General features: G+C 31.1%; 22 protein-coding genes. 11 read left to right on the top strand and 11 right to left on the bottom strand.

What is annotated here, in order from left to right; all coding sequences use genetic code 11:
- Positions 1-136: 136 nt before the first annotated feature.
- Complete coding sequence (locus BC748_RS14120; protein WP_133534138.1) at positions 137-805, bottom strand: DUF4294 domain-containing protein; 669 nt, start codon at positions 803-805, stop codon at positions 137-139.
- A gap of 77 nt (positions 806-882) precedes the next feature.
- Between BC748_RS14120 and BC748_RS14115 the strand changes: the two genes are divergently transcribed.
- The gene (locus tag BC748_RS14115; protein WP_133534137.1) at positions 883-1,971 is read left to right on the top strand and encodes a M42 family metallopeptidase; all 1,089 of its coding nucleotides are present in this window, start codon (positions 883-885) and stop codon (positions 1,969-1,971) included.
- A gap of 35 nt (positions 1,972-2,006) precedes the next feature.
- On the opposite strand, the gene BC748_RS14110 is transcribed toward BC748_RS14115, so the two are convergent.
- Both BC748_RS14110 and BC748_RS14105 read right to left on the bottom strand, forming a co-directional pair.
- Positions 2,007-2,816, bottom strand: a complete 810-nt coding sequence (locus tag BC748_RS14110; protein WP_133534136.1) for a lysophospholipid acyltransferase family protein — start codon at positions 2,814-2,816, stop codon at positions 2,007-2,009.
- Between the two features lie 60 nt (positions 2,817-2,876).
- Positions 2,877-3,515 (bottom strand): NUDIX hydrolase, encoded by a 639-nt coding sequence (locus BC748_RS14105; RefSeq protein ID WP_133534135.1) that lies wholly within the window; start codon positions 3,513-3,515, stop codon positions 2,877-2,879.
- Positions 3,516-3,579: 64 nt separating this feature from the next.
- On the opposite strand from BC748_RS14105, the gene BC748_RS14100 reads away from it, so the two are divergent.
- On the top strand, positions 3,580-4,023 hold the full coding sequence (locus BC748_RS14100) for a DUF4268 domain-containing protein (RefSeq protein WP_133534134.1): 444 nt from the start codon (positions 3,580-3,582) through the stop codon (positions 4,021-4,023).
- On the opposite strand, the gene BC748_RS14095 is transcribed toward BC748_RS14100, so the two are convergent.
- The 8 genes from BC748_RS14095 to BC748_RS14060 form a co-directional block, all read right to left on the bottom strand.
- A complete protein-coding gene (locus BC748_RS14095; RefSeq protein ID WP_133534133.1) occupies positions 4,020-4,316 on the bottom strand; it encodes a DciA family protein in 297 nt (98 codons plus the stop codon). The genes BC748_RS14100 and BC748_RS14095 overlap by 4 nt on opposite strands.
- A 45-nt stretch (positions 4,317-4,361) precedes the next feature.
- Entirely contained in the window at positions 4,362-4,778 is a 417-nt protein-coding gene (locus tag BC748_RS14090) for a lipocalin family protein (protein WP_133534132.1), read from the bottom strand.
- A gap of 1 nt (position 4,779) precedes the next feature.
- A complete protein-coding gene (locus BC748_RS14085) occupies positions 4,780-5,862 on the bottom strand; it encodes a site-specific DNA-methyltransferase (RefSeq protein ID WP_133534131.1) in 1,083 nt (360 codons plus the stop codon).
- A 374-nt stretch (positions 5,863-6,236) separates the two neighbouring features.
- A complete protein-coding gene (gene ftsY, locus BC748_RS14080) occupies positions 6,237-7,190 on the bottom strand; it encodes a signal recognition particle-docking protein FtsY (RefSeq protein WP_133534130.1) in 954 nt (317 codons plus the stop codon).
- 96 nt (positions 7,191-7,286) lie between these two features.
- Positions 7,287-7,439: a DUF4295 domain-containing protein gene (locus BC748_RS14075; RefSeq protein ID WP_133534129.1), complete on the bottom strand. Its 153-nt coding sequence runs from the start codon at positions 7,437-7,439 to the stop codon at positions 7,287-7,289.
- Positions 7,440-7,508: 69 nt separating this feature from the next.
- Positions 7,509-7,691 (bottom strand): 50S ribosomal protein L33, encoded by a 183-nt coding sequence (gene rpmG, locus BC748_RS14070; protein WP_035126304.1) that lies wholly within the window; start codon positions 7,689-7,691, stop codon positions 7,509-7,511.
- Between the two features lie 26 nt (positions 7,692-7,717).
- A complete protein-coding gene (gene rpmB, locus BC748_RS14065) occupies positions 7,718-7,954 on the bottom strand; it encodes a 50S ribosomal protein L28 (protein WP_121313180.1) in 237 nt (78 codons plus the stop codon).
- 73 nt (positions 7,955-8,027) lie between these two features.
- Positions 8,028-9,281 carry a CinA family nicotinamide mononucleotide deamidase-related protein gene (locus BC748_RS14060; RefSeq protein WP_133534128.1) on the bottom strand — a complete coding sequence of 418 codons (1,254 nt, stop codon included), beginning with the start codon at positions 9,279-9,281 and terminating at the stop codon, positions 8,028-8,030.
- Positions 9,282-9,429: 148 nt separating this feature from the next.
- Here BC748_RS14060 and BC748_RS14055 point away from each other — a divergent pair, with 148 nt between their 5' ends.
- The 9 genes from BC748_RS14055 to BC748_RS14015 all read left to right on the top strand — a co-directional run bounded on the left by BC748_RS14055 (position 9,430) and on the right by BC748_RS14015 (position 22,871).
- Complete coding sequence (locus BC748_RS14055) at positions 9,430-9,969, top strand: IS1096 element passenger TnpR family protein (protein ID WP_133534127.1); 540 nt, start codon at positions 9,430-9,432, stop codon at positions 9,967-9,969.
- 84 nt (positions 9,970-10,053) lie between these two features.
- Entirely contained in the window at positions 10,054-11,112 is a 1,059-nt protein-coding gene (locus tag BC748_RS14050) for a nucleoid-associated protein (protein ID WP_133534126.1), read from the top strand.
- A 101-nt stretch (positions 11,113-11,213) separates the two neighbouring features.
- The gene (locus BC748_RS14045) at positions 11,214-12,665 is read left to right on the top strand and encodes an MBOAT family O-acyltransferase (RefSeq protein ID WP_133534125.1); all 1,452 of its coding nucleotides are present in this window, start codon (positions 11,214-11,216) and stop codon (positions 12,663-12,665) included.
- Positions 12,665-13,588 (top strand): hypothetical protein, encoded by a 924-nt coding sequence (locus tag BC748_RS14040; RefSeq protein WP_133534124.1) that lies wholly within the window; start codon positions 12,665-12,667, stop codon positions 13,586-13,588. The genes BC748_RS14045 and BC748_RS14040 overlap by 1 nt, the downstream gene beginning before the upstream one ends.
- A gap of 48 nt (positions 13,589-13,636) precedes the next feature.
- On the top strand, positions 13,637-15,481 hold the full coding sequence (locus BC748_RS14035; RefSeq protein WP_133534123.1) for a hypothetical protein: 1,845 nt from the start codon (positions 13,637-13,639) through the stop codon (positions 15,479-15,481).
- A gap of 134 nt (positions 15,482-15,615) precedes the next feature.
- Positions 15,616-15,879 (top strand): hypothetical protein, encoded by a 264-nt coding sequence (locus tag BC748_RS14030; protein ID WP_133534122.1) that lies wholly within the window; start codon positions 15,616-15,618, stop codon positions 15,877-15,879.
- A 50-nt stretch (positions 15,880-15,929) separates the two neighbouring features.
- Entirely contained in the window at positions 15,930-16,826 is an 897-nt protein-coding gene (locus BC748_RS14025; RefSeq protein WP_246014048.1) for an ABC transporter ATP-binding protein, read from the top strand.
- 11 nt (positions 16,827-16,837) lie between these two features.
- Complete coding sequence (locus BC748_RS14020) at positions 16,838-17,674, top strand: ABC transporter permease (protein ID WP_133534121.1); 837 nt, start codon at positions 16,838-16,840, stop codon at positions 17,672-17,674.
- An 85-nt stretch (positions 17,675-17,759) separates the two neighbouring features.
- A complete protein-coding gene (locus BC748_RS14015) occupies positions 17,760-22,871 on the top strand; it encodes a T9SS type B sorting domain-containing protein (RefSeq protein WP_133534120.1) in 5,112 nt (1,703 codons plus the stop codon).
- The last annotated feature ends 3 nt before the right edge of the window (positions 22,872-22,874 follow it).

The raw sequence follows: 22,874 nt of genomic DNA, 5'->3' as shown, positions 1-22,874 counted from the left end.
ATTCTATATCGCTATTCTTTCGTTTAGCGGGTGCAAAAGTAAGCATTTCTTTTTACCAAACAAGCTTTTTTGAAAATATTTTTTAAAATTATTTTAAAGAAAATAAAAGCATATTGACAATCAGAATTTTAAACAATTAATTTTTTTCTATTTTACTTTGCCAATATTCGGTCAGTTCATCTATATCAACAGGATTTGCTGATTTCTGACGAACAAGTCTTCCTCTATTAAATGCTCTATCAAGTATAGATTCAATAAGAAAATCTTCATTAACCTGATAGGGTTGATATTTTGTCTTTAGATTAATATCAAATAATTTCGCAGTATTGTTGGCCCAAAAAGCTTTCCATCCACTTTTATAATCTTTAATTAAATCAAATGTTGTAATTCCTGTCTGTCTATGTATAAGTTTTATTAGAATTTGACCTTGTTTTCGAGAAAGTTTTTTTAATTGTCCTGTAAATTCATTTTCCATGTAATTTTCAACAATTTTAAAATACTTCTTTTTTTCTTTATTGGTTTTAAGCTTATCCATATTTTTGTTCAATAATGTCAATCTTTCTGAAGCTGCTTTTGCAAAAGGATAAACTTTATAAACTCTATTTTGAAGCAATAAAAACTCTTTTCTTTCGTCAGAAGTTGATTTATCTCTATAAATAACAACCTCCTCTAATTGAATTAGTTCTTTAAAAGTTGTATCGATTTCTTTTTCTTCAATTTCTTTTTTAATAGTATCAGTTGACACTTGTGAAAAAGCATTAAAAGAAATCAAAAAAAGGAATAGGGTGAAAACTACTTTAGTCATATAAAATAAATTTAGTGTAAAAATATAAATATACTTAACAACTGTAATGCCAAATTTATATTTTAGCAAAAAAAAATATGACAACAAAATCTATCCTCACAAAAAACTCGTTACTTTTTTTAGAAAAATACTTAAATAATGCATCGCCAACAGGATATGAATCAGAAGGACAAAAACTTTGGATGGACTATTTAAAACCTTATGTGGATACATTTGAAACTGACACCTATGGAAACGCTTTTGGAGTTATAAATCCAGATGCGAAATTCAAAGTCGTTATTGAAGGGCATTCTGATGAAATTTCATGGTATGTAAATTATATTACGGATAACGGTTTAATATACGTAATTAGAAACGGTGGTTCTGATCACCAAATTGCACCATCAAAAAGAGTAAACATTCATACAAAAAACGGAATAGTAAAAGGTGTCTTTGGTTGGCCAGCAATTCATACTAGAAATCGTGGCAAAGAGGAAACTGCAACGTTACACAATATCTTTATTGACTGTGGTTGTTCGACAAAAGAAGAAGTTGAAAAACTTGGCGTTCATGTAGGCTGTGTAATTACTTATCCAGATGAATTTATGATTTTAAACAATGATAAATTTGTTTGTAGAGCAATAGACAACAGAATGGGTGGATTTATGATTGCAGAAGTTGCTCGTTTATTAAAAGAAAACAAAAAGAAATTACCTTTTGGATTATATATCGTAAACTCAGTTCAAGAAGAAATTGGTCTTCGTGGTGCAGAAATGATTACTCAAACCATAAAGCCAAATGTAGCAATTGTTACAGATGTATGTCATGACACAACTACTCCAATGATTGACAAAAAAATTGAAGGTGATTTACAAATGGGAAAAGGACCAGTAATCGCTTATGCTCCTGCAACTCAAAATGTTTTGCGAGAATTAATCGTATCAACAGCTGAGAAAAACAAAATTCCTTTTCAACGTCATGCTACTTCACGTGTAACTGGAACTGACACTGATGCTTTTGCATACAGTAACGGAGGTGTTGCTTCTGCGTTAATTTCACTTCCATTAAGATACATGCATACAACAGTCGAAATGGTTCATAAAGAAGATGTAGAAAACGTTATCAAGCTAATTTATGAAACGTTACTTCAAATTGAAGACAATCATAATTTTTCATACTTCAAATAAAAAAATCCCGTATCATTCATCGATACGGGATTTTTTTAAACTTGCCATTCTCGCAACTTATTTAATCGTTCTTGTTCTTCAATTTCTTCGACAGGAATAACTTTTAAAAACGATGAATGTTGCTCAATTGCGTATTCCACTTTTTCTACAATTTGCTCAATAGTTTCGTTTTCATAATCAATTTCTAATGGCTCTTTGATGATAAAAGACTGCAGTATATTTTTCTTTTTCACTCGTAATCCTTTTTTATCAAAAGCACGACGGAAACCATCTATGACAATTGGCACTACAATAGGTTTATGTTGCTTAATAATGTGTGCTGTTCCTTTTCTAACTGGTTTAAAAGATTTTGTTGTTCCTTGTGGAAAAGTAATTACCCAGCCATCTTCTAGAGCAATTTTAATATTTTCAGTATCATTTGGGTTAATTTCTCTTTTTTCTGTAACATCTTTTCCGCCTGAACGCCAAGTTCTCTCCACTGTAATTGCTCCAACATAAGCCAAAATCCTTGGCAATAATCCAGCTCTCATCGTTTCGCTAGCGGCAACATAATAGATATTCATTTTGGGTTGCCACAAATAGCCAACATTTTTTATGTTATCAACTCTTCCTGATAAACTTGCGTTAAAAACATGAAACATGGCTACTACATCAGCAAAATATGTTTGGTGATTTGAAATAAAAAGTACGTTTTTATCTGGTAAAGATTTTATTATTTCTGAACCTTCTATATGCAATTCATTAAAACCTCGATATCTTCTGTGAGTTAAAACCCCAAAGATGCGGATTAACCATTTTTTTATGAATAATATATGACCAAAAGGATTTCGTTTGAATAAACCCATGTTATTTTTATTTGAATTTAATTCCGATATTAGGGATGCAAATTTACAAAAACAATAACTTTAAAATACACTTTTTAGGGTTTCTTTCAATTCACTGAGCATCATAGCAGTTGCACCCCAAACAAAATGATTATCTACCATAAAACCAGGAACTTCTATCGCTCCAGCATAAGATGTATCCATAGTTTTAGAAGTTATTGTTTTCTCGTCTAAAAACTCTTTTAAGGAAAGTTCTACAATCCCAGCAACTTCCTCGTCTTGTTTTTGAAATTCCAATTCGTGATAACTAATTCCCATAAAAGGATAGACCATAAAATTACTCGGCGGTATGTACACTTCTGTAAATGAACGAATTATTTCAACTTTACTTGGATGAATACCTATTTCTTCATGAGTTTCTCTTAAAGCCGTTACCATTAAATCTTCATCTTCAATTTCAGGTTTACCTCCAGGAAATGCTATTTGCGAGGAATGAACACCATTGTAGGAAGTTCTGTGAATTAATACCAAATGTGTATCGAGTTGTTTCGGATAAAAAAGCATTAAAACTGCTGCTTTTTTAGGATTCATCACTTTAGAATTCATTTCCCTTAAAAGCTCCATTCTATTTGACGGTGCCATTTTTTCATGAGCAATCGTAGCAAAAGTTACTTCTTTTGCTATTTTTGGCGTATATTTCAAAAAATCGTCAAATTTCATGTTTAAGGAATAAAAACATAAAATTAGTCCAAAAAAATAAAGCACTCAAATTTAATTCTATAAAATGTATAGCAAAGAAGAAGCACTTCGTATAAAAAAAGATTTTTGGATAGCTTTTGCCGAAGCATATCCGAGAAAATGGATGTTGTATGATACTAAAATAAAAGACGTTACATTTAAATTTTTTATAGATAATAAAAAGGCACAAGTTTTATTGGACATCGAACCTAAAGACGAAGAAAAACGCAAAATTTACTTTGAAAAAATCGAATCGCTAAAAACTATTTTACTAGAGGAATATTTACCTGATGCAATTTTAGAACGAAATTATTATTTAGAAAGTGGGAAAGTTATCAGTAGAATTTGGGTAGAAAAAACTGGCGTTAGCTTGAATAATAAAAGTAATTGGCAAAGTATTTTTGACTTTTTCAACGAAACCATGTCGCAATTTGAATACTTTTTCTACGAACATCAAGATTATATAAAAGATTTAGAAATAAACACTTAACGCAGAATTATTGCCGTAACAACTTCTTTTCTTAGTTCTTCGTTAATCATTTTGATGATTTTTTCTTTTCCATAGCTTAATTCTTCTCGCAAAACAGCCGATGTCAATGACACATAAAGTGTTGAACCTTTTAGCATTACTTCTTTTGTATAACTATTGACTCCATTTCCCATGAGTGATTTCCAAGCTGCTTGCACATCAATTTTGTCCATGCCATTTTGGAGTTTATTAACTTCTATAAACTCTTTCAAAACATCACTGATAGAACTTTCGTTACTCAATCGTTTTGCCATTTTCTTTTAATTTAAATGAACTGAATTCATTTTAATACTTCTGAATTATTTTATTGAAAAAGGAATGTGTCTTTTATATTCGTATTCCATTTTTTGTTGATTTTTTAAAACCAAAAGCGAATCCTCTAAAGCAATAATTTCCTCTTCCCATTTGCCATAATCTGTTTTGTATTCAACAAAAAACTTATTTTCTTTTGCTACAATTTTGATATTTTCTTTAATGCCATTAGTTTTAAATTTTCCGTCAAATTGAGGCATTACCTTTTGACGAAAACCTACAGCATTCTTTAGCGCAAAAAAATCAATAGTTTCATTGACTTTATACTCTTTTTCTTCACCATCGGGAAGAGTTACATTTTTAATCTCCCAATAACCATTAAGCTTATTTAAATCCTCTTTTTTAATTTCAGTTTGACAAGAAATCAATAAAAACACGACAACTATTCCAACTATTCTTTTCATTTTATTTCAAATATTGTTTAGCAAAATCTTCTCTCAAATCATCAATTAAAATCAATTTCCCTTTTTGTTTCACATACCAATAGGTCCATCCATTATTGCTTTCTTTTCCAAGAAGTTGTGCGCTAACTTTATGAATAGAACCAACAAAGCCATTACTTTCCAAAGACGAATCGGCTTGAATTTGAGCTTTATATTTTTTATCTTTTGAAAAAACAAAGTCACCTACGTTTATAAATCCTTTATCAATTAAATTCACGAAAGGAACTTTTGGTTTTTTCACTTCAACTTTATACTCCAACAAATCGTCTTTTATTGGAACAATTTCTTTCAAACGATTATTGGCAACATCAATATAAAATTGCTCTCTTTCAAAAGCAATAAAATTTCGACCTAACTTTTTGGCAACTGCAGCTGTTGTTCCGCTTCCTGAAAATGGATCAAGAACAATATCGCCAACATTTGACGTTGATAAAATTACTCGATACAATAATTCTTCAGGCTTTTGTGTTGAATGTGCTTTTTGTCCATTGACTTTTATTCGTTCATCGCCTTGACAAATCGGGATTAACCAATCACTTCGCATCTGCAAATCTTCATTCATCGTTTTCATCGAATGATAATGAAATGTGTATTTAGATTTTTCTGATTTGGTTGCCCAAAGCATGGTTTCATGCGCATTATTGAAACGTGTTCCTTTGAAATTTGGCATCGGATTTGACTTTATCCACACTACATCATTCAACATCCAAAATCCCAAATCTTGCAACTTGGCACCAACTCTAAAAATATTATGATAGGTTCCAATAACCCAAATGCTTCCAGTAGTTTTTAAAATTCTTTTACACTCTTTGAGCCAATCGTTTGTAAATTGGTCATAAATTGCCATGCTTTCAAACTTGTCCCATGCGTCATTTACAGCATCTACTTTTGTTTGATTAGGTCTTGTTAGCTCACCGTTTAACTGCAAATTATATGGTGGATCAGCAAAAATTAAGTCAACCGAATTATCAGGGATTTTTTTTAATAAAGCAATGCAATCACCTTGATGAATTGTATTTATTGCTAATGAACCTAACTTTGACATGAATTGTAATTATTATTACAAAATTAATTTTTTAAGCTGATAAAGTAATCGAAATTAAAAATAAATAGTAGATGATTTTTACTTTTTATTTCATCAGTCAAAATAAAGTTAGCTTTGCAGGAAGTTATCGAAATTTAAATATCGTGATTTCTCTATTGATGAGAAAAATTTATGCTAATTAATTCTTAGAATTAAAATATTTTATAATAGCATAAACGAATAAAGAGAAACTTACTATTCTTAGAAATAAGAAAATATTCTTGAAAGAGTCTTCAAAAAAAGTAGCTAAAATTCCAAGAACAACTGATATAACAACAAATAATATTGGTGACGTTTCTCTGAAAAATGATTTTATTTTGTTCATCTGACTGCAATTATTTAAAAAACGAATCTACAAATTCAAATTTATTAAAAACTTGTAAATCTTCAATACCTTCTCCAACACCAATATATTTTACAGGTATTTGAAACTGATCAGAAATTCCAATAACAACGCCACCTTTTGCAGTTCCATCTAATTTAGTAACCGCTAAGCAAGAAACTTCGGTTGCTGCTGTGAATTGTTTTGCTTGTTCGAAAGCATTTTGACCAGTGGAACCATCTAGAACTAATAATACATCGTGTGGCGCATCTTCTACCACTTTTTGCATTACGCGTTTTACTTTGGTCAACTCGTTCATCAAATTTACTTTATTATGTAAACGTCCAGCGGTATCAATAATCACAACATCTGCGTTTTGAGTAACAGCACTTTGCAATGTGTCAAAAGCTACAGATGCTGGATCGCTTCCCATTTGTTGTTTTACAATTGGTACACCAACTCTATTGGCCCAAATTTGCAATTGATCGATTGCTGCAGCACGAAACGTATCGGCTGCGCCAAGAACAACTTTGTAACCTGCTTTGTTGAACTGATAAGCCAATTTACCAATTGTAGTTGTTTTACCAACACCATTTACACCAACTACCATAATAACATAGGGTTTCTTGTTGGCCGGAATGGTGAATTCGGTTTCTTCTCCAGATTTAGTTTCAGATAATAATCCTGCGATTTCATCCCTTAGAATTTGATTTAATTCATCTGTTCCAAGATATTTATCACGAGAAACTCTTTCTTCAATTCTTTCAATGATTTTTAATGTGGTATTTACGCCAACATCAGAAGAAACTAAAACTTCTTCAAGATTGTCTAAAACCTCATCATCTACTTTTGATTTTCCGGCAACTGCTTTGGTTAACTTGGAAAAAAAAGAAGTTTTGGTTTGTTCTAAACCTTTATCTAAAGTCTCCTTTTTTTCGGAGGAAAATATTCTTTTGAAAAAACTCATTTGTTATGGATTGGAATTCAAAAATCTTGAGACAAATATAAAAATAAAAAAGCTACTTCCGAATGAAAGTAGCTTTGATATATATAATTATTGGAATTATTTCTTTGCTAAGAAACTATCCACTTCTTCTGGTGTCATAATGCTTTCAACAAAAGTATACGCTCCAGTTTTTGGAGATCTTACCATTTTGATAGCTTTTGATAATCTTTTAGAAGCTGTTTGTAACGTTGCAACGGTTTTCTTTGCCATGACTAATATTGTTTTAATATTTTAATAAATCTCTAATGTGACCATTTGAGATTTTATTAAAATCTCTAATTATTTAATTTCTTTGTGAACAGTCATTCTCTTTAAGATTGGATTAAATTTTTTAATCTCTAATCTGTCTGGAGTATTTTTTTTGTTTTTGTTTGTGATGTAACGAGAAGTTCCAGGAAGACCTGTTCCTTTATGCTCAGTACACTCTAAAATAACTTGTATTCTATTACCTTTCTTTGCCATCTTACTATATTTTTATTGGGATAGAATTATTTAATAAATCCTTCAACTTTTGCTTTTTTCAAAACAGCAGCCAATCCATTTTTATTGATTGTTTTAATTGTAGACGCAGCTACTCTAAGAGTAATCCATCTGTCTTCTTCAGCAAGATAGAAACGTTTTTTTACTAAGTTTACAGAAAATTTTCTCTTAGTTTTGTTCATCGCGTGAGAAACATTATTTCCCACCATCGCTCTTTTACCTGTAAGGTCACAAACTCTTGACATTATGCTTATCTTTATATCGTTATTCAATTCGAGGGTGCAAACTTAAGAAAAATAAATCATTGTAACAAAATAATTATTGCAGATTTTTTAAAATTTCTTTTTGCATCATTTCTAATGCTTTATTTGAGGTTCTATCGATGACTTTTTCACGTGGTTGACCGAAGTTAAATTCTTCAACAAGTACAGTATTTGGAGTTGCTAACGCAATAAAAACCGTTCCTACTTCTGCTTTAGAATCGCCTTTGCTTGGTCCAGCATTGCCCGTTGTAGCTATTGCATAATCGGATTTCATTATTTTTTGAACACCAATTGCCATTGCTCTAGCAACTTCTGCACTCACAACTGAAAAATCATCTATTGTTTTAGAAGAAACATTTAAAATATCAATTTTAGTATCTGTTGCATAACTCACAACGCTTCCACGAAAATAATTGGAACTTCCTGCAACTGACGTTAGCATTTGTGCAATTTTTCCACCTGAACAACTTTCAGCAGTAGCAATTGTTTTATTTTGAGAAGTTAATAACTTACCTATTATTACTTCAATAGTTTCCTCTTCATCAAAGCCAACAATTATTTCACTTATAATTTTAGTTAACGACTCTACATTTTCTTGAATAGATTTTTCTAATAACTCTTTGTTTTCTCCTCGAGCTGTTAATCGCAGACGAACTTTTCCTGGACTTGGCAGATAGGCTAGTTTGATAAAATCAGGCAAGTTGTTTTCCCAACTTTCTATTTTTTCAGCTATTCGACTTTCGCCTTCGCCATAGGTCATTATTGTTTTGTGGATGATGTAAGGTCGTTTATACTCATTAACAATTTTTGGTATGATTTCATTCTCAACCAAATACTTCATTTCATAAGGAACGCCAGGCAAAGAAACATATACTGTATTTTCTTTTTTCATCCACATTCCTGGTGCTGTTCCCATTTTATTGAAAAGCACTTCACATTTTGAAGGAACTAATGCTTGGTCTCTATTTAACTGTGTTATTGGACGTTTATAAAAACCTTCAATAATATCAATTACATGATCTAAAACGGCTTTATTTTCAACTAAAACATCGTCAAAATAATCGCAAAATGTTTTCTTCGTAATATCATCTTTTGTTGGTCCAAGTCCGCCAGTAATCACAACTAAATCTACTTTATTTTGAAGTGAGGAAAACGTATCTAAAATATGCTTTTTATCATCTGAAATCGAAAGCATTTCATGTGTTTGCACACCAATTTTATCTAACGCTTTGGCTATAAAACCAGAATTTGTATCAACGATTTGACCAATAAGAATTTCATCACCAATAGTTACGATAGTTGCTTTCATAAAGTTGTTTTTTCAAAAGGCAAAGGTCGTAAAGTTTTTAAGATGAAAAAATTAAAACCCAAAGAACATTTTTATCAACAATTAGCATTACGAAATACATAATTCATAATTTAAATTTTACCTTTGTCGGCTCATTAAAAGTTAGATTATGATTTATAAATTTCGTGTTATTCTGGATGCTGAAGAAGATGTTTTCAGAGATATTGCTATTCAAGAAGAAGATACTTTAGAAGATTTACACAACGCTATTGTCAATGCATTTGGCTTTGACGGAATGGAAGTTGCTTCATTTTACACTTGTGACGATACATGGAATCAGGAAGACGAAATTCCAATGTTTGACGCAGGAGATGTTCCAGGCGAACAAAAAACAATGAGTGATTATCAACTTAATGATATACTAAATACAGACCAAACCAAAATTATCTATGTTTATGATTTCATCAACATGTGGACCTTTTTAGTAGAACTAGCCGCAGTTGAAGAAGCCGAAATTGGGATAATATATCCAAGTTTGCTTTTCTCTCATGGAGAACTTCCAGCAGAAGCAATGGAAAAAAAGTTTGAAGCAGACAACGATGATGATATGTTCTCTGAATTTGAAGATGATTTAGATGAAGATGACCTCGATATGTTTGGTGGCGATGAAAGTTTCGAGGATTTTGGATTTGAAGAAAATTGGAATTAAAAATAGAGAAATATAGAGAATAGAAAATAGATTTTTAAAGTCTTTATTCTATGTTCTTTTTTTATTGCTCTTAAAAATAAAAAAATGATTAACCTATTCAACGCTCATATTGAGAGCTTATCAATACACCGAGTTGGAAATAAAAGCCGCAACGAAGCTATTTTTATTTCTGAAACTCCTTATGCTTTAAATGATGAAATTGTTCCTTTATTAAAGGAATATTTCTTCAAACCATTTCGTGAAAAAGAGGAAAACTATTTTCAGTTTGCTCATGAAGTAGATTTAGAGTATAACGATATGTTTAATTTGGCAACAGAACTTTTTACAAGCCCAAGTGACTGTCACGAAGTTTCTAAAAAAATCACCAAACATCTTTTTGAACAATCAAATCATCCGCATATTAAAAATGGTGAAGTCTATGTAGCTTATTTGACAAACGTTAATATTGACAACAATGTAGTTGATGCGATAGGCGTATTTAAAAGCGAAATCAAATCAGACTTTATGCAGTTTGAAGAAAAAGATTCAACTTTAGAAATGATTCTGCAACAAGGAATTAACCTCAACAAACTGGACAAAGGTTGTTTAATTTTTAATCACAAAAAAGAAGAAGGTTATAAAATCCTTACTGTAGATAGCAACCGATATGACGCACGTTATTGGTTAGAACATTTCCTTTCGGTTGATGCTTTTCAAGACGAAAACTTTATGACTAAGAAGTATTTGAAGTTTTGTCAAGGTTTTGCTAAAGATGTCGTTTTTCCTGCAGAAGATAAAAAAGAAGAAGTAATGTTTATGAATCGTTCTGTGAATTATTTTGCTAAAAACGATGAGTTTGAAGAAAGTAATTTTCTAAACGAAGTCTTAGTAAACCCAGATTTAATTCCGGAATTCAAAAACTACAAAGTAGATAAAGGAGAAAAATATAGCATTGAAGATGTTACTTCCTTTCCAATTGCTAATGCTGCCGTTAGCGATGCTCGACGAAGTATCAAAAACGTCATTAATTTAGATACAAATATTCAAATCAAATTGGATTTTATCAATCCAGAAAGTGCCGAAAAATTTGTTGAAAAAGGTTGGGATGAAGAAAAACAAATGTACTATTACTTAGTCTATTTCAATAAAGAGCAAAAAAGCTAACACTCAAAAAAACAAATAAATTCAATTATTAAATCCTCAATAGTAAAAGCTGTTGAGGATTTTTTATATTTGGTTCAAACAAAAACAATTAAAACAAATTAATGCTCTTTAATTCGCTAGATTTTGCACTTTTTCTTCCAATCGTTTTTGTGCTATATTGGTTTGTATTTCATAAAACCTATAAATCACAAAATTTAGTATTGCTTGTAGCGAGCTATTTCTTTTATGCATGTTGGGATTGGCGATTTATGTTTCTGTTGCTATTTTCAACACTACTGGATTATTTCACTGGACTAAAAATGTGTGAGTCGACTAACCACAACAATAAAAAAATTTGGTTCTGGCTGAGCATAATAATCAATTTAGGATTTTTAGGTGTATTCAAATATTATAATTTCTTTGCTCAATCATTAGCCGATTCTGTTGCTCATATTGGCATAACATTACATCCTTGGATGCTCGATATTGTGTTACCTGTTGGGATTTCATTTTACACTTTTCACGGATTATCCTATGTCATTGATATTTACAAAAACCGAATAAAAGCAGAAAAAAACATAGTCGATTATGCTGTTTTTGTAAGCTACTTTCCACTGTTAGTAGCAGGTCCAATTGAACGAGCAACTCATCTTTTACCTCAACTTCAGATTAAAAGAAGCTTTAATTATCAAAATGCTGTTGATGGAATGCGGCAAATTCTTTGGGGATTTTTCAAAAAAGTAGTTATTGCGGATAATTGCGCTCGTTTTGCCGATATGATTTTCAACAATTCTGAAGACTATTCTGGAAGTACGTTAATTGCCGGAGCATTATTCTTTTCACTACAAATTTATGGCGATTTCTCCGGTTATTCCGATATTGCTATTGGTGTTTCAAAACTTTTTGGAATTGATTTATTACGCAATTTTGCTTTCCCCTATTTTTCGAGAGATATTGCTGAATTTTGGAGACGATGGCACATTTCGCTTTCTTCATGGTTTAGAGATTATCTCTATTTTCCACTTGGAGGAAGTCAAGGAAATACATGGATAAAAGTTCGAAACACATTCATTATTTTTGGAGTGAGCGGTTTTTGGCATGGCGCCAATTGGACATTTATCTTTTGGGGAATTTTAAATGCGCTTTATTTTCTTCCTTTACTACTAACTCAAAAAAACAGAACTAATATTGATATTGTTGCCAAAGGAAAAGTGTTTCCAAGCCTGAAAGAACTTTTTCAAATGACAACCACATTTGCTTTAGTGACTTTAGCATGGATATTTTTTAGAGCAGAAAAGATGAGTCATGCGTTAAATTATATTGGTGAGATATTCTCTTCTTCCCTATTTACTATTCCAAAATTTGAAAAAATGGGAGTCGCATTGACCTTAATTCAAGTAATTTTATTTTTCATAATAGTTGAGTGGTTAGGTAGAGAAAACAAACATGCGTTAGAAAAAATCGGTTTGAAATGGAATAGGTTTTTTAGATGGTTTTTTTACACGTTTATTCTATTTTTGATAGGAATGTTTATTTCAAATGAAGAAACACCATTTATTTATTTTCAATTCTAATGAAACAGTTTATCTCCACATTTGCAAAATTCATAGTCTGTGCATTTATAATGTATTGTGGAATTTTATTCGTTTGGGGAAGAACACTTTCAGCAAGATTCAAACCCAATCTTTATTATTGTGTAGCTGCATATGGACATACTTTTTCAAGATTAAAGGAAGTAAAAACTAAAAAAAACATAGACATCCTATTCCTAGGTTCATCACATGCTTATCGTGGTTTTGATACTCGAATTTTTGAGAAAAGCGGATATGAAACTTTCAATCTTGGTTCAAGCGCACAAACACCAATGCAGACAAAAATTCTTTTGAAAAGATATTTGGAAAAGCTAAAACCAAAACTAATTATCTACGAAGTCTATCCTGCCACATTTAGCATTGATGGTGTTGAATCTGCTTTGGACATAATATCGAATGATTACAATGACTTAGGTTCAGCAAAAATGGCATTAGAATTAAATAATATTAAAATTTATAATACCTTTTTATATGGAACTTACATCGATTTTATTGATTTAAACGCAAATTACAAAGAACAGAGAAGAAAAAAATATGACAATTATATTCCTGGTGGTTTTGTAGAACGTGACATGAAAATCACAAAAATTAAAACTTATAATCAATCCGAATGGGTTTTCAAAGAAAATCAACTTTTACATTTTGAGGAAATTATTTCCTATTTAAAATCCGAAAAAATTGAAGTTAAATTAGTTTACGCACCAATTCCCAAATCAAAATATAAAAGTTATGTCAATTCAAAAGAATTTGATAGTATAATGAAAAGTCAGGGTGAGTATATAAATTTTAATGAAAACCCTTTTCTGAATGACTCATTACATTATTATGATAATGATCATTTAAATCAAGAAGGAGTTACGATTTTTAACCAAAAACTAATTGAATTATTAAAAAGTAAAAAATAGCGATAAAACAACTTGTTTCATATATTTGCTCTAACCCAAATTGTTGCAATGAAATTTAAAGTTTTCATATTTTTATTATTCTTTTGTTGTACAAGTCCAAATGTTCTTGCACAAAACAATACCGAAAACAAAACTAATGACACAACAAAGGTTTTCAAAGATCTTGGAAGTTTTTCTAAAAAAAGTAAGTTTGGAAAATTCATTCATAAACTACTTTTTAAATCTACTCGACAAAAAAAAGTTTCAAAAAAGATTACTCGAAAAAAAATGTTCATCAAAAAAGCTTTTGATAAACACGAAGGTAAAATCATCAGAAACATTATTATTGAAACTCTAGATCCATTTGGCTTTTCAGCAGAAAACGAACAAGAAAAACCAAACAAAGGTTTCGAACGATTTGGAAACAATCTTCACATGAAAAGTAAAAACTGGACAATTAAAAACTACTTACTTTTCAAAAAAAATGAGCCATTAGACTCGGTAGTTGCTAAAGAATCGGAACGTTTAGTCCGTCGTCAACGATTTGCTAGAAGTGTTGTTATAAAACCAGTTGCAATTCCAGATAGCAAAGACTCTGTAGATATATCCGTAAGAGTTTTAGACTCTTGGAGTTTAATTCCAACAGGTTCAATTTCAGGATCAAAAGGAAACTTAGAACTTACGGAAAGAAACTTTTTTGGACTTGGACATGAACTTTCAAACGATGTCACGACACGTTTTGCAGATGGTGCAAATGCATATAGCGCTCGATATAGTATTAACAATCTTAGAAACAGTTTTATAAACACAACTTTCCTTTATTCTAATTCATTGGAAGATAATGTTCGTAAAAGTGCAAGAACAGAGCGACTTTTTGTTTCTCCTTTAACCCGATTTGCAGGAGGTGTTTTTTTTGAAAATAGAACTTTCATAGATTCATTACCCAACTCCATCAATGAATTTGAAAAAACAGCTTTCAAAAACGAAACTCGGGATTATTGGTTTGGTCATTCATTTAAAGTTTTTGATGGAAAAAATGAAGATTATCGCGCTACAAATTTAGTTACAACCTTAGGTTATAAAAAAGTAAATTACATTAAAGCGCCAACAACATCCTTAGATCCAAGCCGTTATTTTTCGGACGAAGAATTATATTTGGCGAGCATTGGTCTAAATGTTAGAAAGTTTGCTGAAGACAAGTATTTATTCAATTTTGGAATTATTGAAGACGTTCCATATGGTCAAGTTTACTCTATTACAGGAGGTTTTCAAAATAAAAACCAAAAGACAAGAAGTTATTTTGGTGGTCGATTTGCTTATGGTGATTATTTCAAAATTGGCTATTTTGGAGCAAATATCGAATGGGGAAGCTTTTTTGAAGGCAAAAAATCTGAAGAAACTGTTTTTAAAATTCAAGGAACTTATTTCACAAATTTATTTTCTATTGGTAGCTGGAAAATTCGTCAATTTATTAATCCAACATTAGTTGTAGGAAGTCATCGAGTTCCAATAATTGAAGATAGAGTTACACTTGATGGCGAAAATGAAATTAGCGGCTTTTCAAATCCATTGATTAACGGTACTCGAAAGTTGACCTTAATTCTACAAACGCAAACCTATACACCCGGAACTTGGCGAGGATTCCGTTTTAGTCCTTTTTACAATATGTCATTTGGATTTTTAGGTGATAAAAACGATACTTTTTTTAATCCAAAAGTATATTCTAAATTAAGTATAGGTGTTTTAATAAATAACGATTATTTAGTTTTTAATAGCTTTCAAATTTCGCTATCCTTTTTTCCTAACATTCCTTATAATGGAACAAACGTTTTCAAAACTAACAGCCTAAGCAACGACGAATTAGGATTGCCAAATTACGAAATCAATCAACCAACTATTGTTCCTTATCGATAATTTAGTCATCTGAAAATCAATATTTTGTAAGATTTACATATTACTAAATAAAAAAAATATGCTTTTTATCGATTTTTTTATACTTTTTATCTGTTTTTAAATACATTTATTACAGTAATCATAACTGTATTATTATGAAAACGAGCCTATTAACCGAAAAACTTATTGGAAAATATAATTTGTGTTCACTCTTTGGACATCGATTTGTAGTTACAAAAAAAGTGAATGATCATTTCAGTGAATATGAATGTCCAGTTTGCAAACAGCAAGCCACAAATGACCCAATTGGAAAAAAAATAATGCTTACCTCAGAGTTGAAAGACATCAATGAGACCTTGTTTTATCTTCGTTTAAAAAAGGAATTTTTAAATCATTTTTATTTCTCAAAAAAAGAATAGTAACAAATTAAGGTTATAATCGTCATACATTAAACCTTAAAAACTAACTCTTGGAATCACCTATTCTTACTATTAAAAACTTGCACAAACGTTATGGCAAAGTTCATGCTGTAAACGATGTGTCGCTCGAAATCCACAAAGGAAATGTATATGGAATTTTAGGACCAAATGGTTCAGGAAAATCCACAACTTTAGGCATTGTTTTGAATGTTGTAAACAAAACCTCTGGCGAATACAACTGGTTTGGCGGTACAATGGCTACCCATGAAGCTCTGAAAAAAGTTGGTGCTATCATTGAACGTCCAAACTTTTATCCTTATATGACGGCGCAAGAAAACCTAGAATTGGTTTGCAAAATCAAAGGAATTAATTATTCTAAAGTAAAAGAAAAATTAGAAATTGTTGGACTTATCGATCGAAAAGATAGCAAATTTAAGACTTTTTCACTCGGAATGAAACAACGTTTAGCTATCGCTTCTGCCTTATTAAATGATCCAGAAATTTTAATTTTAGACGAACCAACTAACGGTTTAGATCCACAAGGAATTCATCAAATTCGTGATATAATTCGTTTAATTGCTTCGCAAGGCACAACTATTTTGTTAGCTTCTCACCTTTTAGACGAAGTAGAAAAAGTATGTAGTCATGTATTAGTTTTGCGCTTTGGCGAAATTTTATACAACGGAAAAGTGGATGAAATGAGTAACAAAAGTGGTTATTTTGAACTACAATCAAACGACTCACAAAGACTAATTGAAGTTTTAAAAAATCATACAGAGCTAGAAAGTATAAAAGAAACAGAGGGGAAAATTATCGCTTATTTCAAAGCTCAAATTGATGCAACAGAACTAAACAAATTCTTATTTGAAAAAGGAATTATCCTTAATCATTTAGTAAAAAGAAAACTGAGTTTAGAAGAACAATTCCTTGAATTAACTAACCAATAATAGCCAAAATCATGAAAAGATTATTAGCCATAGAATTACAAAAAATATGGAAAAATAGAGCTAGCAAAGTACTGACAATTGGATATTTTGTTATTCTTTCCTTCATCGCATTAATTGCTTCTATCAAATTTGATATTGGAAATTTTAAATTACACTTTGCAGAAATGGGAATATTCAATTTCCCTTTTATTTGGCATTTTAACACATGGATTGCTTCTGGATTAAAATTTTTCTTAGCAATTGTAATAGTTTCCATGATGGCAAACGAATATAGTTATGGAACATTGAAACAAAACTTAATCGATGGAATGAGTAAAAAAGAATTTATTCTTTCAAAATTCTTAACCGTTGTTTTATTTGCTAGTGTTTCGACATTATTTATTTTTTTAATGTCATTAGTTTTAGGATTAAGTTTTTCATCTTACACAGAATTTGGAATTATTTTTTCAGATTTAGAATATTTGTTGGCCTATTTTGTTAAACTACTCGGATTTTTCTCTTTCTGTTTATTTCTTGGAGTATTAATTAAGCGTTCAGCTTTTGCACTTGGCTTTTTATTCATTTGGTTCTTGGTAGAAAAAATATCTTACGGAATATTTAAGTTTGAAATATTTAACAGAAGTCCTATAGTTGATGATGTTTATGCTTTTATGCCATTGGAGTCGATTAGTAATTTAATTATAGAACCTATCACACGATTAAATGCCATTAGAAGTATTCAAGAAGCTGTTGGAGAAAACAGTACGAAAGATTATGACATTCATTTTTCATCAATTGTAATAGTTTTAGTTTGGACAATCATCTTTATTTATTCTTCCTATGCAATAATCAAAAAGCGAGATTTATAAATTCAATCATCAATCAAATCTTAAAGAAAACATAATAGGGTTAACTTCTCTTTTATGTTTTCTTTTTATTTGCTAATTTTAGCGAATGAAAAAGAATGCCCTATTATTGTTTACTTTTATATTATTTATTACCAATTGTTTTTCGCAATTCAGTAAAACTCATTACATTCCACCTTTATCTGGTGCTTCTAGCGTTTCTCCAGGAGAACAATTTTTGTACATTTCTACACCAAATACGATTCCTGTCAACTTCAAAATTATCGAACTTGGAGGTAGTATTATAACTGGAACGGTTTCAAAAACACAACCATATATATATAATATAGGATTTGGAAGTAATACGCAACTTCATGTAGATGCCAACATATCCTCGTCAATTTTTAATAATAAAGGATATATTATTGAGGCTGAAGATTTAGTTTACGTTTCTGCAAGAGTAATTGATACATCTGGTAACCAAGCAGGACAATTAGTATCTAAAGGAAAAGCTTCTCTAGGTTTACGCTTTAGGATTGGTGCATTTACAAATACAAACGTTCAAAATTATGTAGATATTCACACCACTTTCATATCTGTTCTAGCCTCGGAAAATAATACTGTTGTTAATTTCAGTAATTTCAAACAAGGAGTAACACTCGTAAATGGAACAACTGGTGATTCTCCTTTTAGTGTAACATTAAATAGTGGAGAAAGTTATGTTCTAGCTGTTCAAGGTCCAAATGATGCAAATAGAGATGGTCTAATCGGTGCCTTAGTAACTGCCGATAAACCAATTGCTGTAAATTGTGGTTCATTTGGAGGAAGTAATGCTGTTGGTAACTTAGATTTAGGTTTTGATCAAATTGTTCCTGCAGAAAGAATTGTAACAAATGCTTTAGGAACGAATGAATATATTTTTATCAAAAGTACAGGTGTTGACTCTGTTGAAAAAGTTGTTTTAGTCGCAGATGAAGATGGTACCGAAATTTCATTACAAGGAAACTCAGCACCAAGTTTTATAATAAATGCAGGGGATTATATCACCCTAAATGGTGATAGTTTTGACTCAGGTGGTAATTTATACGTTTTTTCAAATAAAATACTATTTGCTTATCAAAGTGTTGGTGATGGAGGTGCCGTAGATCAGCGAAACCAGGAGTTATTCTTTGTTCCACCGTTAAGTTGTCAGACGCCCAGAGTTATTGATAATATACCACAAATTGATTTTATAGGTTCAAGACAATTTAATGGTAGAGTAACTATAGTAACGCAAACTAATGCAATACTTAATTTTACTATTGATGGAGATAATTATACAGTAGCAAATTTACCTTATCCAATTTCAGGACCAAATCCAGTTGAGGGAAATCCAAATTACGAAACATATATCATTACAGGATTATCTGGAAATGTTTCTGTTTTCTCATCTGGTGAAATATATTTAGCTGCTTATGGTTCTGAACAAGCAGCAACATTTGGTGGTTTTTATTCTGGATTTACTTTTGAACCAGAAATTTCTTTTAATAAACTTGACTTAGCCCAAGCTAGTTGTATTCCAAATACACGATTATCTGTTAACACATTAAGTCCATTTGATGTATTTGAATGGTATTTTAACGGTTCGCTAATTCCTGGAACAAATAATGACAGTTTTTATGTTCCAACACAACCTGGTTATTATAAAGTATCTGCAACAATTAGCAGTTGCACACTTCCAAAAGAGTCTGCCGAAATTCCAGTTAGTACTTGTTCAACCGATAGTGATAATGATGGTGTAATCGACAATGTTGACTCGGACAATGATAATGATGGATTAACAAATTGTACAGAATCTTACGGCAATAAAAATATCGATTTAACCAATCCGAATTCTGGCTCAATTGCCGCTGGAAACTATTCAAATTCATTTACTGGTTCTGTAACTTTTGCAGGAACTGGAACTCCAAGTGCAACTCCAATTGTTGGTGATGCTGATGGTAATTTTGCTACAGAAGCTGTTACAGGAAAAGAAAATTCGGTAAGTTATACCCAAAACTACTTGCTACCGATGAGTGTTTCACTAGAATATGCAACAGATATTACACCCGGAAATTTATTTTCTTCTGCAACTGAAATTAATGTAGTTTGTCCTGTTAACAAAACACTAACTATATTAAATCCAGACGATTTACTTTTAATAGATACAAATTATGATGGAATTTTCGAAAGTGGAATTACAGAATACTCCTCTTTTGATATTCGTTTTAGATTAAATGGAAATACTGATTTAGCTATCGGAACTGGAAATTTTTCTATAAAAGGAAACTTAATTTCTTCTATTAAAATTACCAATAAAAATATAGTTGACAGTAATCCAAGTAAAGTTGCATTGAAACTAATTGCCACTTGTATTCCTATAGACACTGACAACGACGGAATTCCTGACAGTAATGATTTTGATAGCGACAATGATGGTATTCCAGATGTAATTGAAAGTCAAGGAGCAGATTTTGTTGCACTAACAAATGTAGATGCTAATAATGATGGAATTGATGATATATTCGGAACAGGAATTTCGCCAGCCGATTCCGATGATGATACTGTTTTTGATTACTTAGATTTAGATTCAGACAACGATGGAATATACGATATTGACGAATCTGGAAGTAGTGCCATTGATAACAACAATGATGGTCGAATTGACGGAATTAATTTTGGAACAAATGGATTATCTAATTCTTTAGAGACAACTGCAAATAGTGGAGTTTTAAATTATACAATTACTGATACTAATTCTGATGGTTTGTATAATGCAATTGATTTAGATAGTGATGATGATTTATGTAATGATGTAATTGAAGCTGGCTATTTAGACAGTAATCAAGATGGCATACTAGGTTCTATTGCTCCTCCAACAGTTGATATCAATGGTGTCGTAACTAGTGGAACTGGATATATCAATCCAAATGGAAATTATACAATTGCTGCTCCGATTTCTATAACAACTCAACCTCAAGATTTTACAACTTGTGAATTACAAACTGCAAAGTTCACGATAGTTTCTCCCACTGTTGATAGCTATCAATGGCAATTATCAACTGATAATGGAACAACTTGGAGCAACTTAACTAATAATGCGACTTATTCTGGAGTTACAACAATTGAATTAACCGTTTCCAACGTTTCTCCAACTATGGCAGGAAATCAATATCGTGTGTTTTTAAACAGAATTGGAAACTCTTGCGGACTATTTTCTACAGGTGCAATATTGACCACTTATGCACTTCCAGTAGTAACTTCGCCAATAACATTAAGACAATGTGACGATGATATTGATGGAATATCAACTTTCAATTTAACGCAAAAAAATGATTTCATTTCGGCTAATTATCTAAACGAAATATTCACTTATTATACCAATTCATTAGCGGCAGAAAATGAAGATGCAAATTTCGAAATTACAAATCCAATTACTCATACTGCAGCAACCTCAAACGTTTTTGCACGAGTTGAAAATGCAAATGGTTGTTATAGAGTTGCGCAAATTAGTTTAATAGTTGCCGTAAGTCAAATTCCGCCAAATTTTGTAATTCCAAATCAATATTTATGTGACGATTTTCTTGATGCAGCAAATGATGATAGAGATGGAATTTCAGGACCATTTAACTTTAGTAGTATTCAATCGAGTTTAGCGGCTATACTTCCAGCTAATGTTACAATAAAATTCTACAAAAACGAAGCTGATTTTCTTGCTGAAACTGATATAGATGGAAACTCATTGGAAATAACCAACATCACAAACTATAGAAATATTGGTTATCCAAATACGCAAAAAATTTGGATTCGTGTTGATAGCACTATTGACAATTCTTGTTTTGGATTTAAAACTTTTGATGTAGTAGTTGAATCGCTTCCTTTTGCTAATAATGTCAATCCTCTTAATATAATTCGTCATTGTGATGATGATCAAGATGGAATTTATGGCTTTGACACGACTGGCATCGAGAGCTCAATTCTAAATGGTCAAACTGGAGTAAATATGCGATATACAAGAGCAAATGGAACTCAAACAAATACACTTCCAAATCCGTTGTTCATTAATACTTCAGAAATAATCACAGTTAGAGTTTCTAATAATACTACACAAACAACTACAGGAGCATGTTTTGATGAAGTACAAATTCAATTTATTGTTGACGATTTACCTGAAGCATTTGCAGTAAATTCAAATTTAACTACAACATGTGATGATGAAGAAAATCCGTTAGACCAGGATGGAATTTTTGATTTCGATACAACCGGATTTTTAAATACGATTATTGGAAGTCAAACAGGAATGAACGTTTATTATTTTGATGAAAATAATATTTTAATACCCAATTTAATTCCAAACGAACTTCCAAATCCTTTTAGAACTGGAACACAAAATGTTCGAGTTGTGGTAGAAAACCCTATTAATAAAGATTGTACAGACGAAGTGATTTTACCATTTATAGTTAATCCAACACCAAAAATAGATTTACAAGAACAAGTTTTAATTTGTCTTCCAGAAACACAAACTACACTCGATGCAGGAATTCTTGATGGAACTCCAACTTCTGATTATAATTTCCAATGGTTTCTTGAAGGAAATCCGCTTACTGGCGAAAATAATCCAACATTAACTATTTCATCAGAAGGAAATTATAGTGTTGAAGTAACTAATATTTTTAATTGTTCAAAAACAAGGAAAATCGGAGTTGTAGGTTCCGAAATAGCATCACTGCAAGAGATTATAATTAAAGATTTGTCATCTGAGCCGAATACCGTTTTAATAAATGTAATTGGTTCGGGAAATTATGAATATGCTTTAGACGATATCGCAGGACCATATCGCGATAGTAATTTCTTTTCAAATGTCCCGATGGGTTTACATGATGTCTATGTTCGAGATATCAATGGTTGTGGAATTTTAGGTCCATTATCAATTGCCGTTTTAGGAATTCCTCAATATTTCACGCCAAATAGTGATGGTTATAATGATACTTGGAATGTAAAAGGTGTTAGTCAAGACTTTAATTATCGTTCAACAATTTATATTTTTGATCGATATGGAAAACTACTAAAACAAATTGGAACAAAAGGTTCTGGTTGGGATGGAACATACAACGGACAACCCATGCCAGCCGACGATTATTGGTATTCCATATTTTTTGAAGATGGAAGAAGTGCAAAAGGACATTTCTCTTTAAAAAGATAATAA

This window comes from Flavobacterium dankookense (genome assembly GCF_004362665.1).
GTDB classification, from domain to species: domain Bacteria; phylum Bacteroidota; class Bacteroidia; order Flavobacteriales; family Flavobacteriaceae; genus Flavobacterium; species Flavobacterium dankookense.
This window is presented reverse-complemented; position numbering and strand designations above follow the sequence as displayed.